This is a genomic window from Corynebacterium sp. LK28, from assembly GCF_014335105.1.
GTDB lineage: Bacteria > Actinomycetota > Actinomycetes > Mycobacteriales > Mycobacteriaceae > Corynebacterium > Corynebacterium macclintockiae.
In genome coordinates this window covers 170,415-184,071 of record NZ_PDGZ01000008.1, presented here as the reverse complement: position 1 = coordinate 184,071, position 13,657 = coordinate 170,415, and the positions used below count along the sequence as shown (strand labels likewise).

Annotated in this window: 10 protein-coding genes; 4 read left to right on the top strand and 6 right to left on the bottom strand. The window is 62.7% G+C overall.

The window, feature by feature from the left end; translation table 11 throughout:
- Positions 1-75: 75 nt before the first annotated feature.
- A complete protein-coding gene (locus CRD15_RS03075; protein ID WP_051873858.1) occupies positions 76-615 on the bottom strand; it encodes a universal stress protein in 540 nt (179 codons plus the stop codon).
- Between the two features lie 69 nt (positions 616-684).
- Between CRD15_RS03075 and CRD15_RS03070 the strand changes: the two genes are divergently transcribed.
- The gene (locus tag CRD15_RS03070; protein WP_187401876.1) at positions 685-1,893 is read left to right on the top strand and encodes a glycoside hydrolase family 3 N-terminal domain-containing protein; all 1,209 of its coding nucleotides are present in this window, start codon (positions 685-687) and stop codon (positions 1,891-1,893) included.
- 42 nt (positions 1,894-1,935) lie between these two features.
- Positions 1,936-3,654: a VanW family protein gene (locus tag CRD15_RS03065; RefSeq protein ID WP_187401875.1), complete on the top strand. Its 1,719-nt coding sequence runs from the start codon at positions 1,936-1,938 to the stop codon at positions 3,652-3,654.
- 406 nt (positions 3,655-4,060) lie between these two features.
- On the opposite strand, the gene CRD15_RS03060 is transcribed toward CRD15_RS03065, so the two are convergent.
- Together CRD15_RS03060 and CRD15_RS03055 are read right to left on the bottom strand one after the other, a co-directional pair.
- The gene (locus CRD15_RS03060; RefSeq protein ID WP_187401914.1) at positions 4,061-4,390 is read right to left on the bottom strand and encodes a hypothetical protein; all 330 of its coding nucleotides are present in this window, start codon (positions 4,388-4,390) and stop codon (positions 4,061-4,063) included.
- 54 nt (positions 4,391-4,444) lie between these two features.
- Positions 4,445-4,798, bottom strand: a complete 354-nt coding sequence (locus CRD15_RS03055; protein WP_187401874.1) for a hypothetical protein — start codon at positions 4,796-4,798, stop codon at positions 4,445-4,447.
- A 497-nt stretch (positions 4,799-5,295) separates the two neighbouring features.
- On the opposite strand from CRD15_RS03055, the gene CRD15_RS03050 reads away from it, so the two are divergent.
- Positions 5,296-6,657 (top strand): UDP-glucose/GDP-mannose dehydrogenase family protein, encoded by a 1,362-nt coding sequence (locus CRD15_RS03050; RefSeq protein WP_187401873.1) that lies wholly within the window; start codon positions 5,296-5,298, stop codon positions 6,655-6,657.
- A 50-nt stretch (positions 6,658-6,707) separates the two neighbouring features.
- Positions 6,708-7,274, top strand: a complete 567-nt coding sequence (gene dcd / locus CRD15_RS03045; RefSeq protein WP_035007586.1) for a dCTP deaminase — start codon at positions 6,708-6,710, stop codon at positions 7,272-7,274.
- A gap of 40 nt (positions 7,275-7,314) precedes the next feature.
- Here dcd and CRD15_RS03040 read toward each other — a convergent pair whose 3' ends face one another.
- The 3 genes from CRD15_RS03040 to CRD15_RS03030 all read right to left on the bottom strand — a co-directional run bounded on the left by CRD15_RS03040 (position 7,315) and on the right by CRD15_RS03030 (position 13,612).
- On the bottom strand, positions 7,315-8,559 hold the full coding sequence (locus tag CRD15_RS03040) for a pyridoxal phosphate-dependent aminotransferase (RefSeq protein WP_187401872.1): 1,245 nt from the start codon (positions 8,557-8,559) through the stop codon (positions 7,315-7,317).
- Between the two features lie 90 nt (positions 8,560-8,649).
- On the bottom strand, positions 8,650-9,342 hold the full coding sequence (locus tag CRD15_RS03035) for a hypothetical protein (protein ID WP_034994490.1): 693 nt from the start codon (positions 9,340-9,342) through the stop codon (positions 8,650-8,652).
- A gap of 388 nt (positions 9,343-9,730) precedes the next feature.
- Complete coding sequence (locus CRD15_RS03030; RefSeq protein ID WP_187401871.1) at positions 9,731-13,612, bottom strand: (Fe-S)-binding protein; 3,882 nt, start codon at positions 13,610-13,612, stop codon at positions 9,731-9,733.
- Between the last annotated feature and the right edge of the window lie 45 nt (positions 13,613-13,657).

Sequence of the window (13,657 nt, the reverse complement as noted above, 5' to 3'; positions counted from 1 at the left end):
CTGTTGTGGTTTTAGCGTACTAGCTTCTTGTTGATCGTACCTAATGAAACGCCCACAAACGTTCGTTTGTGAAAACTAGTCCTCATCTTCGATCGGCGGGACAATCAGCACGGGGCGACCAGCGTTTTTGATGATGCTGTCCGACACGCTGGACTGCAGGAAGGACTTCCAGCCCGATAGTGCACGGGTTCCCGTGACGATCAGATCCACATCCAGCTCATCGGCGGCATCCACGATGGCGCTCCAGATAGCTGTTCCGGACTCTACCAAAAAAGGTTCGGTTGCAAAACCATGGGAGTTGGCCAGCTCCACGCCCTCGTTGCAGATGTTCACTGCCTCTGCGTATGCCGGATCGTCGTCTTCCGGGTGCTCGCCGGTCTCGTTGGACCAGTCGTGCTGCATCATGCCGCTCATGCCCGCTGCGCGCGCAGCCTGGCGGTGGATCGGCTCCCATACGGTCAGGATGTAGGCGTTCTTTGCGGACAGGAAGCGCCCGGAATGTTCCACGGCGCCGCGAGCCTCCGCAGAGCCGTCGTAGGCGATCAGCACCGTATCGCCGCTCGCGTCGAAGGCCTTGTGCTGTGCCTGCTGTGCTTGCTCTGCCTGCTCGGTCATGGTTATCGCTCCTCGATTGCACTCTTCGATTGGTGCTCTGCTTGTTGCGTTTGTTACTACGTTAATACTATGCCCCGTAGACACGTAGCCGCTGGCGCTTTAGGTTTCGCTCTTCTTGTTGCCTCTAGCGCTTGTTCCTTATCGACGCCCACTGACCAGCCCACCAACACCTCATCCTCGGGTACCACCACTTCCGCCGCGCCGACCTCCGGAACCTCCGGCGCTGCCGAATCCACCGCAGCCCAGGCGGATGACCGGCCGACGTGTACCCAGGTGGAGGGCAAGGCCCCTAGGGATATGGCTGGGCGGATGCTGGCGGTGGGCGTCACAAACTACGAATCCGCAGAACAAGCCGTCGATTTAGGTGTGCGGCACCTCTTTATTGGTTCGCAGACGGACCGCAGCATCCTCAATGGGCAGGGCGACCCCGCGCGTAGCCTGGCGGCGCTGGAAAAGCGCGCGGGTGAACCGCTGACCGTCAGTGTGGATGAGGAAGGCGGGCTGGTGCAGCGCCTATCGGAGATCATTGGCGAACTGCCGAGCGCGCAGCAGATGGCGAACACCATGAGCCCCGAGCAGGTGCGCGACCTGATGGTGAAGCACGGAAAGAAGATCCGCGCTTTGGGCATCACTGTGGACTTCGCGCCGGTGGTGGACTTGGCCGGTGGTCAGAATGTTTCCGACAATGCGATCGGTTCGCGTGCTTTCAGCGCCGATCCGAAGGTGGCGGCCGACTACGCGCGGGCGTACTCGGAGGGGCTACAGCAGGCTGGGGTGACTCCGGTGTTGAAGCACTTCCCGGGCCATGGGCACGCGACGGGCGATTCGCACATGGGCGCGGTGACCACTCCGCCGCTGGAGAAAATGCAGGACAACGATTTGCTGCCTTTCCGGGAGTTGGTAGGCGTAAAGGGGATGTCCGTGATGGTCGGCCACGTGCAGGTGCCGGGGTTGGGTAAGCCTTTGCCGTCCTCGGTGAACCCGGAGGCTTACAAGCTGCTGCGGAAGGGTGGCTACGGGCCGAAGCAGGACGCCCCAGGTTTCGACGGCGTGATCTACACCGACGACCTGACCGGCATGAAGGCCGTGACGGATGCCTATCCCGGCCCGGAGGCAGCCGTGGCCGCACTGGCGGCGGGCGCGGATGTGGCGCTGGCAGCGGCCGGAGCCGTGGAGATCCCCGATGTGGTGGCGGCTATACGCACAGCGATCGATGACGGCCGGATCCCGGAGGATCGGGTGCGCAAATCCGTGGATCGCACCTGCATTTCCAAGTAAAAGAATTCCCTGATAGGGGGTGTTCACGATAGACTTACCTGCGTGAATTCTCAGGATCAGACTAAGCAAAGCCGGCCCGTTAAGCCACGCAAGCGCCGAGGCATTCCGTGGTGGGTGTGGTTCTTTGTTGGTTTGATCGGCCTGGGGGGTGTGCTTTACGGCGTGGACTTGGCCATGAGTGAAGGCACAGTTCCCCGTGGTGTGACCGTCGGTGGCGTGGACATCAGTGGTGTGGATAAGTCCCAGGCTGAGCAGCGCTTGCGCAACGATCTGGGCGAGCGCACCCGCCAGCCGGTGACGGTGAATGCGGGCAACATGAGCTCCACCATCGAGCCCACGCAGTCCGGCATGCAGGTGGATTGGGGTGCGACGGTGGATCAGGCGGGCCAGCAGCCGCTGAACCCGATTACGCGCATCCGTTCCTTCTTCGAGACCCGCGAGGTAGGCATTATCTCGCGGATCACGGATGAAAGCCTGAACCGGTCCCTGAATCGCGTGGAGCGCGAGCTGACCCGCGATCCGCAGAACGCAGCGCTGACCGTGAACAACGAGGGCAAGGCGGATATCAAGGAAGACAAGCCGGGGCAGACCGTCGACCGCGAGCTGCTGGCTACCGAGGTGCGGGAAAACTGGCTGAACACCGACGGGCGCGTGAACGTGGAAGCCACCATCACACCGGCAGATGCGGATAAGGACGCCGCGGAACGTGCAGCCAAGCAGTACGTGGCCCCGGCGACGGCGAAGAACCTGGTGTTCCACGGCCGCGACAAGGTCGATGGTGTGATCACCCCGCAGGACTGGCACTCCATCCTGACCTTCAAGGTGGATGGCGGAGAGTTCATGCCGCAGTGGAACACGGACAAGGCCAAGGAGGTGCTGGGTGAGCAGCTTTCCAGCACCGAGGTGGAATACCGAGACGCGAGCTTCGAGTTCAACGGCGATGACATCAAGGTGGTGCCGTCGAAGGATGGCGTGGCCATCAAGTGGAAGGACACCTTTGGCGACTTCCAGGCCAAGGCGCTGGATAAAAAGAAGCGCGAACACAAGGTGGTCTATGAGGACAAGAAGGCCAAGTACACCACTGAGCAGGCTAAGAAGGCTCACTTCGACGATGAAGTAGGTGCCTTCACCACGGGTGGATTTAGCGGTCCCTCCGGTGTGAACATCCGCCGCGTGGCGCAGATGGTGAACGGTGCGATTGTACTGCCGGGGGAGACGTTCTCCCTGAACGGCCACACCGGTCCCCGCGGTACGGAGCAGGGCTTTGTGGAGTCCAGCATTATTATCGACGGCCACGCGGGCAAGGCTGTGGGCGGCGGTATCTCGCAGTTCGCAACCACGCTGTACAACGCCGCATACTTCGCAGGCATGGAGGACGTGGCGCACACCCCGCACTCTTATTACATCTCCCGCTACCCGGCCGGCCGCGAGGCGACCGTATTCGAGGGCGCAATCGACCTGCAGTTTAAGAACCCGTTCGATACGCCTGTGCGCATCACGACGGACGTGACCGGTGATTCCGTCACCGTGCGACTACATGGCGTGAAGCAGGTGGATGTGGAATCCATCCCGGGTGAGCGGACCAACCCAACCTCGCCGAACAAGGTTGAGTTGGATGGCGACGATTGCTCGCCGTCTTCCGGCGCGCCGGGCTTCACCACCACCGACACTCGCGTGATCCGCGACCTCAAGGGCAAGGAGCTGTCCCGCGAGACCCAGCGCACGGTCTACGACCCCCAGCCGATTGTGAGCTGCAAGTAGGGGTTAGGCCAACTGGCTCCAGGCCTGGGGTTGAGGACCGGGGAGCCGCCATGGAGGAGCCGGAGGGCAGTAGATCTGTTAGGGAGGGGCTCAGCGGGGAGCGTGCGATGACATGCGCCCCGCTTTTCGTTGCTCTGGGGGTCTTGGTTGCTTCACATAGCCGAGCAAGGGGGTATAGGTGACACGGGGCCGTCCCAGTCCATGACGCTAAACGGTGGTATGGGGCGGTGTGATTGTGTGAGATGAGGTTGTGTGCAAGGGGGAAGTATTTGCTCAGGGAGGGAGCTTCCAGGGAGGGAAGATGCGAGCAGAGTGACTGTAGACATGCGAAAAGGGGCGGGAACGAAGTTTCGTTCCCGCCCCTTGATCGGCTATCAAAGCCTGGAGCTTAGAGCTCTAACAGGTCTTACTTGATGATGCCCTGGTTCTTCAGGTAGTTGCCTACAGCGATGCCCAGGCCAGCAACGGCGCCGATGATAGCAGTGAAGCCGAGGGTCTTGGTCAGGATCCACCAGCCCGGCTGGTTAGGCTGCTGGAACGGGCCGAAGGCCTGCTCACCGGTGAGCTCCTTGTCAGCGCCCAGAACCTTGCCGACCTCCTTGTTTGCTTCGCTAGAGGAGCCGTAAACCGGGCCGACGTGGGTCTTGTCGTGCTCAGCGGAAGCGACAGCGGTGCTACCCAGGGCAACGGAGGAAGCGGTGGCGATGGCCAGAGCGGCCTTGCGGAAGTTCTTCATTTTAAGAATCCTTTTCCTTGAAATCGTGTGATGAAAGAGAATTGCAGCTCTGGATTAGCCCAGGAAGCCGTTGTACTTCAGGAAGTTGTAGGCCGGAGCAACGATCAGGCCGAAAACGGAAGCAGCTGCAGCAGCGATGCCGCCACCAACGAAGATCTTTGCCCAGATCGGCAGTTCGTTGTTCGTGTCCTCGCCCTTCAGCCAGGTAGCGATCTTATCGCCGGAAGCGGTCTTGCCAGACTCGGAATCCCATTCGATTCCCTTCAGGATCTTGCCCTTCAGGTCGGAGGAGCCGGTAGCAGCCGGGGTCTGGTCGCCAGCCTCCTGAGCAGAAGCGACGGAAACGCCGGAGATGGCGACGGTGGTAGCGGTAGCAACAGCCAGAGCTGCGTTACGGAACTTACGCATCTGAAATGCCTTTCTGAATGTGAGTGGTTCGAAGTCAAGGACTTCACTCTTCGCTTCCCGCAATCCCTTGGTAGCCACTCATCTGTTTATAAGAGTTTGCAGCTATAAAGCTGGAGAAACGCTGGTAAGTCCTAACAGCAGCAACCTTAACAGGCTTTCTGCGGATAGGGAAAACCTGAGGAAAACTTCTTGAGTGATATGCATCACGCAATGCTTTATATTGACGTGCTCAGATCAAAAGCGCTGCATTTGTGCAGCTAGGAGCCTTTGTGGCATTTGTGACGGCGTGTCCTCTTGACTTTTTGCAGGGGGTTAATTTGGGGGTGTGACGGTTGGTGAGGGTATGTGATCCAGGTTTAGGGCACATTGGAGAACTTTACAGCCAGCCCGTGCTGATCGGCGCCTGAAAAACACTTAAGACTCGTTAACCAAACGCTGCAAACAAGATCACCTGGAAGTCACTTCCCGTTTACCTAGCAATTGTAGATTTGCCTGCTATGCGTATGACAGTGTTTGGAACGGGATACCTTGGCGCAACCCACGCCGCTTGCATGGCCGAAATGGGTCACGACGTGCTCGGAGTCGATGTCGACCCGGACAAAATCCAAGCTCTCTCGGAAGGGCGCGTCCCTTTCTTCGAACCCGGTCTGCCAGAGATCCTCACCCGCAACATCGAAGCCGGCCGCCTGCGTTTCACGACCGACTACGCCGAAGCTGCTGAGTTCGCCCACGTCCACTTCATCGGAGTCGGCACCCCGCAGCGTAAGGGCTCCTATGCCGCGGACACCACCTATGTAAATGCCGTCATCGAAACGCTCGCCCCACTGGTCAGTGGCAACCACACCATCTTCGGCAAGTCCACCGTCCCGGTCGGCACTGCGCACGAGCTGCAGCAGAAGGCGGATGAGATCGTGGCGGCGTCACCAAACGAAGCCCAAATCACCATCGCGTGGAACCCCGAGTTCCTACGCGAAGGCCACGCGGTGAAAGACACCCTGCACCCCGACCGCATTGTCCTCGGCCTCGGCGGCGATAGCTCCAACAGCGATGACCGCGCCGAGCAGCAGCGCGTAGAGGACATCGCGCGCGAGATCTACGCCCCCGCGCTCGCCGAAGGCACCCCGTTCCTGGTGATGGACCTGCCGACCGCGGAGCTGGTCAAGGTCTCCGCCAACGCCTTCCTGGCCACCAAGATCTCCTTCATCAACGCGGTCTCGGAGCTGTGCGAGATCGTCGGCGCGGATGTCACCGCACTCGCCGACGCGATCGGCATGGACGACCGCATCGGGCGAAAATTCCTCGGCGCCGGGCTGGGCTTCGGTGGCGGTTGCCTGCCGAAGGACATCCGCGCGTTCATGGCGCGCGCAGGTGAGCTCGGCGCCGACCAGGCGCTCACGTTCCTTCGTGAGGTGGACGCCATCAACATGCGCCGCCGCGAAAAGACAGTAGAGCTGGCGCGGGAGACGCTGGGCGGCTCCCTGATCGGCCGGAACGTGACGGTCCTCGGCGCGGCATTCAAACCCAACAGCGACGACGTGCGCGATTCCCCGGCGCTGTCCGTGGCCGGTTCGCTATCGCTGAGCGGCGCAAACGTCACCGTGTACGACCCGCAGGGCATGGAGAACGCAGCGAAGATCTTCCCCACGCTGACTTATGCACCGAATGTAGAGGAAGCACTCGAAGGCGCAGAGATCGTGATCGTGGCGACGGAATGGAAGCAGTTCCAGGAACTCGACCCGGTGGCTGCTCACAAGCTGGTGGCCGGGGACAACCCCACCGTGCTGGACGGCCGCAACTGCCTGCCACGTGAGGCGTGGGAAGCCGCGGGGTGGAAATTCCTGGCGCTGGGGCGGGGTTAGTACACGGCTAGCTGGCTGCGCACAGCGCCACACCCGCTAGGCTATAGAGCGTGTTACTTTCAGACCGAGACATCCGCGCCGCCATCGAATCCGGCGAGCTGAAGATCGACCCCCACGACGATCAGATGGTCCAGCCATCCAGCATCGACGTGCGCCTCGACGGCCTGTTCCGCGTGTTCAATAACTCCAAGTACACGCACATCGACCCGAAGCAGCCGCAAGAGGAACTCACCACCCTGGTGGAAGTCCCCGACGACGAAGCCTTCATCCTGCACCCTGGCGAGTTCGTCCTGGGCGCCACCCTGGAATGCTTCGGCATCCCCGCCCACCTGGCCGGGCGCCTGGAAGGCAAGTCCTCCCTGGGCCGTTTGGGATTGCTGACGCACTCGACGGCCGGGTTCATCGACCCGGGCTTCACCGGGCACATCACCCTGGAACTTTCCAACACCGCCAACCTGCCTATCGCCCTCTACCCGGGCATGAAGATCGGCCAGCTTGCACTATTCACCATGACCAGCCCGGCGGAAGCCCCCTACGGCAGTGGTGCACTGGGCTCCAAGTACCAGGGGCAGCGCGGCCCGACCCCCTCCAAGGCCTACCTGAACTTCCGGAACTAGCTGGGGCGCGAGGTGGCGTCGCTAAGAAAAACAGCAACAGCTACTGCCGGTAGCTAGCCAGGAAGTTACCCAAGCGCTCGATCGCGGCGCGCAGGTCGCGGGCCCACGGCAGCGTAACCACGCGGAAGTGGTCCGGGGTCGGCCAGTTAAAGCCCGTGCCCTGCACCAGGTGAATCTTCTCGGAGCGCAGCAGGTCGAACATGAACTGCTCGTCGTCGTGGATCTCGTGCACGTTCGGGTCCAGGCGCGGGAAGGCATACAGCGCACCCATCGGCTTCACGCAGCTCACGCCCGGGATCTCGTTCAGCGCCTCGTAGGCGGCGTTGCGCTGCTCCAGCAGGCGCCCACCCGGCAGCACTAGATCGTCGATGGACTGGCGGCCAGAAATAGCCACCTGGATCGCGTGCTGCGCCGGCACATTCGGGCACAGGCGCGTGCCCGCCAGCACGTTAATACCCTCGATGAATCCCTTTGCATGCCCCTTTGGGCCAGTAACCACCATCCAGCCGGAACGGTAACCCGCCACGCGGTACGCCTTCGACAGGCCGTTGTAGGTGATGCACAGCAGGTCCGGGCACAGCGAGGCGATATTGATGTGCTGGGCATCGTCGTAGAGGATCTTGTCGTAAATCTCGTCGGCCAAGATCAGCAGGGAGTGCTCGCGCGCAACGTCCACGATCTGCTGCAGGATCTCGCGGGAGTACACCGCGCCCGTCGGGTTATTCGGGTTAATGACCACGATGGCCTTCGTGCGCTCCGTAACCTTCGCCTTGATGTCCTCGATGGAGGGCATCCAGTCGTTTTCCTCGTCGCACAGGTAATGCACGGGGCGGCCGCCGGACAGTGACGTGGAGGCGGTCCACAGTGGGTAGTCCGGGGAGGGGATCAGCACCTCGTCGCCATCGTTGAGCAGCGCCTGCATGGTCATGGTGATCAGCTCGGACACACCGTTGCCCAGGTACACATCTTCGACGTCGAACTGGGGGAAGCCCGGGATGACCTCGTAGCGGGAGACGATTGCGCGGCGGGCGCTGATGATGCCCTTCGACGTGGAGTAGCCCTGCGCCGTCGGCAGCGCGGCGATCATGTCCCGCATGATCACATCCGGCGCCTCGAAGCCGAACACCGCGGGGTTGCCCGTGTTGAGCTTCAGGATGCGGTGCCCGTCGGCCTCCATCCGCTCGGCCTCGGTGTTCACCGGGCCGCGGATTTCGTAGAGGACGTTTTGCAGCTTCGTGGATTGATCCAGCGTGCGCAGTTCGCTGGGGCGTTTGGGGGTACTCATTCTCCCCATTGTGCCATTGTGGCTGCTGTTTTTATAGTTTTTGGTGACGCCCCCCTCGCGCTCGCGTGGCCTGCGCGTGTGGCTATCGGGTTACTCGTCGTATTCGCTGGCGCCAGCGTCCGAGTCTGTGTCTGCGCCAGTGCCAGTGCTGTTGCCGTTGCCCGTGCCGGTGTTTCCGTTGCCGGAGGTGCCGCCTGCGTTACCGCCGACGTTTCCACCCGGACGTTGGCCGCCTACGCTCGGACCGCCAGTGTTCCGGCCGGGCGATGGCTTGGGGGACTTGGAAGGCTTGGCGGGCTTGGCGGGCTTGGAGCCTTCGGACGGCTTGTTTTCCTCAGAGGTTTCCGTTTCAGATTGTTCAGTCGTCTGAGGTACCTGCGGCGCGTAGTAGTAGTCCTGGTAGCTGCCGTAGCCGGGGCCTGCATCGGGGGTCGGCTTTGTATCGTCGTCATCGTACTTGCCGGTGGTGGTGGGCTTGGGGTACGAGGGCTTCAGCTGCTCAGTGCTGCTAGCGCTTCCGGGAGATCCGGTTTCCGTGGAGCGCATCGTGGCGTACGCGGTGACTCCAGCAACGATGGTGGCGATCAGGCCGAGGGTCAGCACCCAGGCCCAGAACGGCATGATCCCAAAGAACTTCCGCAGGCCGGATTTTGGCTTGTCCTCTTCGAGGTCGTCCGGGGCGGTGGGGTTGGCTGGGGTTTCGGAAGGGGTTTCCTCGGCGTCGCTTACAGACTTCCCCGCGTTGAGGGGGTTGTTCTTGTCAGTCGGGTCAGCGTCAGTCATGGGAAACCTACCTCTATCTGCGGGCGTGAGGCGTCGAGCAGCACCAAGCGTTCATGCATTCTTGCATGCCCGTGTGCGCTCCTGTCTAGGGGAGTGTCTATGAGAACTAATTCTAGGCTACGGGGTGCCCGGGGTACATTCCCAACCGGAGATTCTTGCGGTGGGTGCAAGGAGGCTTGCGGCCGGGGTGTCCCAAATCTTCCACTCTACTTTTAGAACCATTCTTTTCGTGCAGGTCAGAGCGTTTTGACGATCCCGTCAAGTCGGCCATTCATTCCCAAAATGGAAGATTTGGGACATCGTGCATGGGGTAGAAACGGCAAAGCGGCGGCGAATCCAGCATGGTGCTGGACCCGCCGCCGCTATGGAGCGTGCGACTTAGCCGCGCTTACTGTGCGCCTGGTGCGCCGGGAGCTCCCGGAGCGCCCGGAACGATCGTGTTCAGCTTGATCGGTCCGCCATCGTTGGCAGGCTGAGCTGGCTGGGCTGGCTGAGCTGGCTGAGCATCTTCGGCGGGAGCCTCAGCTGCCGGTGCCTTAGCCTCAGCCTCTGCTTCGGCCTGCGGCTGCTCGGCGGGAGCCTCTGCGGTTGGTGCCTCCTGTGGTGCCTCAGCCTGCGGTGCTGCTGCGGCAGCAGCCGGAGCTGCGGCGGCGGCTGCAGGGGCAGCAGGAGCGGGTGCTCCCGGAGCGCCTGGCGTCATCGCCGACAGCTTGATCGGGCCACCATCCTGTGCGGGCTGTGCCGCGGGCTGTGCGGGCTGTGCCGTCTCCGCTGCCGGAGCGGACGGAGCCGCAGGGGCAGCGGGAGCGGCAGGAGCAGCCTGCTCAGCCTTAGGAGCTTCGGCCTCTGCCGGAGCAGACTCCTGAGCCTCCGCCTGGTCGGCGTCGTTGTCGCTGGACGCGGCAGCAGCGGCACCTGCGCCAGCAGCGACGGCGCCTGCGCCAGCAGCAGCCGCAGCCGGTGCAGCGGGAGCTGCAGCCGGGGCACCTGGTGCACCCGGAGCGCCCGGAGCGGTGGCGGTCAGCTTGATCGGACCACCATCCTGAGCGGGCTGGGCTGCAGGCTGCGCCTGCTGAGCTGCCGGAGCTTCCTGCTCGGCCTTGGGAGCCTCGGCCTCTGCCGGAGCAGACTCCTGAGCCTCCGCCTGGTCGGCGTCGTTGTCGCTGGACGCGGCAGCAGCGGCACCAGTGCCTGCAGCGACGGCACCTGCGCCAGCAGCAGCCGCAGCCGGTGCTGCGGGAGCTGCAGCTGGAGCGCCTGGTGCGCCCGGAGCGGTGGCGGTCAGCTTGATCGGACCACCATCCTGAGCGGGCTGGGCTGCAGGCTGCGTCTGTTGAGCTGCCGGAGCTTCCTGCTCGGCCTTGGGAGCCTCGGCCTCAGCGGACTTGGCTGGCTCCGCCTTCGGAGCAGCAGGAGCGCCTGGAGCGCCAGGAGCACCCGGTGCACCCGGGGCAGCAGGTGCGCCAGCCTTTGGAGCAGCCGGAGCTGCAGGAGCACCCGGAGCACCCGGAGCTGCCGGTGCGCCAGCCTTTGGAGCGGCCGGAGCTGCCGGTGCGCCAGGGGCACCCGGAGCTGCCGGAGCACCCGGAGCTGCCGGAGCACCCGGGGCAGCAGGTGCGCCAGCCTTTGGAGCAGCCGGAGCAGCAGGAGCGCCAGGGGCAGCAGGTGCGCCAGCGGAAGGTGCTGCAGGAGCCGCCGGTGCACCAGGAGCGGAAGGCGCTGCCGGTGCTGCAGGAGCAGCCGGAGCGGCCGGTGCTGCAGGAGCACTCGGAGCACTCGGGGCAGCAGCAGCGGCACCAGCGGCCGCGGCACCCGCGGCGGCAGCGCCACCAGCAGCGGCTGCGGCTTCCTTCTTCTTCTTGGCCTCTTCAGCCTTGCGCTTCTTTTCCTCGGCAGCCTTCTTCTTGGCTTCTTCCTCGGCCTTGCGCTCGGCTTCCTCGCGAGCCAGCTTCTCCTCGTCAACCCAGCCGCGCTCCGGTGCTACCAGGAACTCCGGAGACTTCGGTGCAGGCAGCTCGCCGTCGACCAGGACGGACTCGCGGAACATCTGGGCGATATCCAGAACCTTGGTGCGGTCTTCCTTGTTCTCGATCTCAGACTGACGGTTGTTCACACCGTCGGTCATCATCGTCTTACAGAACGGGCAGCCGATGGCGATGGCGTCCGAGCCGGTAGCCAGAGCCTCGTCCGTACGGTTCAGGTTGATGCGCTCGCCCAGGTGCTCTTCCATCCACATGCGGGCACCACCAGCACCACAGCAGAAGCCGGTATCGCGGTTGCGATCCATCTCCACCAGGTTGGCACCGGAGGCACCAATCAGCTCACGCGGAGCCTCGAAGACCTTGTTGTGGCGACCCAGGAAGCACGGATCGTGGTAGGTGACCTGACGGCCGTTCTGCGGTGCAGATACCGGCTCCAGGCGACCCTCACGGATCAGCTTGTTCAGCAGCTGGGTGTGGTGGACAACCTGGTAGTTACCGCCCAGGTCCGGGTACTCGTTGCGCAGGGTGTTGAAGCAGTGTGCACAGGTCACAACAATCTTGCGCTGCTTCGGCGGCACGCCCTCGAAGGCGTTGTCCAGCATTTCGATGTTCTGCTCTGCCAGCATCTGGAAGAGGAACTCGTTACCGGCACGGCGGGCGGAATCACCAGTACAACCTTCGCCCTCGCCCAGCACGGCGAATTTCACGCCGGCGGTGTACAGCAGGTCAGCGACGGCACGCGTGGTCTTCACAGCGTTGTCGTCGTACACGCCCGCACAGCCGACCCAGAACAGGTACTCGGTGTCGTCGAAGTTCTCGATGTCCTCGCCGAAGACTGGCACCTCGATGCCGTCTTCCTTGGCCTTCTGGATCCAGTCGGAGCGCTTGTTGTTGTTCTGGCCCCACGGGTTGCCCTTGGTCTCCAGGTTCTTGAACAGGCCACCCAGCTCGGTCGGGAAGTCAGACTCAACAAGCACCTGGTAGCGGCGCATATCGACGATGTGGTCGATGTGCTCGATGTCTACCGGGCACTGTTCAACACAGGCGCCACAGTTGGTGCAGGACCACAGCACGTCGGGGTCGATAACACCCATTTCGCCCGCAGCGACAAGCTGCAGCAAAGGCATGTCCGCGTGGGCGTCAACAGAAGGATCGTCCAGAACGGCAGTGTCGGTGGCACCTTCGCCGGAGAACATGCCACCTGCGTGGGCAGCGTCCTTGCGTGCGGCCTTCAGGTACGGCGCGGACTCGATGGCGTGGTCGCGCAGGCTGGTGATCAGCAGCTTCGGGCTCAGCGGCTTCGCGGTGTTCCAAGCCGGGCACTGCTCCTGGCAGCGGCCACACTCGGTACACGAGGTGAAGTCCATCCAGCCCTTCCAGGTGAAGTCGTCGATCTTGCCAACGCCGATCGCGTCTTCCTCTGGATCTGCGTTTTCCATGGTCAGCATGCGGCCACCGGAGGTCAGCGGCTTCGCTGCGCCCAGGGCGTTGCGGCCGTCAGCGTTGCGCTTCAGGAAGATGTTGAAGAACGCCATGAAGCGGTGCCATGCCACGCCCCACTTGACGTTCTGACCCACGATGAACAGCCAGATCATGCCGGACAGCAGCTTGATCAGTGCGAAGATGGAAACCAGCAGCGGGGATTCCGGCAGGATCTTGGCCAGCTGCATGGTGAAGAAGTCGGTGGCCGCGTGGCCGCCCTCGTAGCTGGCGAAGGTGGCGATCTTGGAGGCCTTTACGAAGATCATGCCCAGGCCCTCGATCAGCACAACGGCCTCGACGAAGTACGCCGCGCCGGAGTTAGAGCCGTAGAAACGGGCCTTCTTATCCTTGTCGCCGATCTTCTGGCGAATGATGATCAGCGTGATGATGCCGATGACGGTGCCCAGGCCTAGCAGCTCGTCCACGAAGTGGTACAGGCCCCAGCCACCGATGATCGGCCAGCCGCCCTCGGGGTCGAAGATCTGAATGTAGGCCTCGAACCACACCATGGCTCCCAGCAGGAAGCCGACCATGACCAGCCAGTGGGCGATTGCCACGCCGGGCTTCTTGGCCATCTTGGTGTGGCCGATGATCTCCTTGATCAGGTTCATCAGTCGGCCGGCGGGGTTGTCCGTCCTTTTCAGCGCCGGTTGGCCCAGTCGGATCGTGGTAAAGATCTGCGCCGCGCCACGGATGAAGAAAATCCAGGCGGGCAGTGAAAGCAGTGCGCCAATGATGCCCAGTGGAACGGTGATGTTCCACGGAATGTCATTGGACGTCGCCTGCCCTGCTGCAAGCAGGTCCATTATTGTGCTCCTCGCAAGTCCTGTATGAGCCACGTTGACTCAGTC

Bases quoted from the DNA above. Each gene is read 5' to 3' on its own strand.
- CRD15_RS03075 (WP_051873858.1), bottom strand. From the start codon at position 615: ATGACCGAGCAGGCAGAGCAAGCACAGCAGGCACAGCACAAGGCCTTC.
- CRD15_RS03070 (WP_187401876.1), top strand. From the start codon at position 685: ATGCCCCGTAGACACGTAGCCGCTGGCGCTTTAGGTTTCGCTCTTCTT.
- CRD15_RS03060 (WP_187401914.1), bottom strand. From the start codon at position 4,390: ATGAAGAACTTCCGCAAGGCCGCTCTGGCCATCGCCACCGCTTCCTCC.
- CRD15_RS03055 (WP_187401874.1), bottom strand. From the start codon at position 4,798: ATGCGTAAGTTCCGTAACGCAGCTCTGGCTGTTGCTACCGCTACCACC.
- CRD15_RS03050 (WP_187401873.1), top strand. From the start codon at position 5,296: ATGCGTATGACAGTGTTTGGAACGGGATACCTTGGCGCAACCCACGCC.
- CRD15_RS03040 (WP_187401872.1), bottom strand. From the start codon at position 8,559: ATGAGTACCCCCAAACGCCCCAGCGAACTGCGCACGCTGGATCAATCC.
- CRD15_RS03035 (WP_034994490.1), bottom strand. From the start codon at position 9,342: ATGACTGACGCTGACCCGACTGACAAGAACAACCCCCTCAACGCGGGG.
- CRD15_RS03030 (WP_187401871.1), bottom strand. From the start codon at position 13,612: ATGGACCTGCTTGCAGCAGGGCAGGCGACGTCCAATGACATTCCGTGG.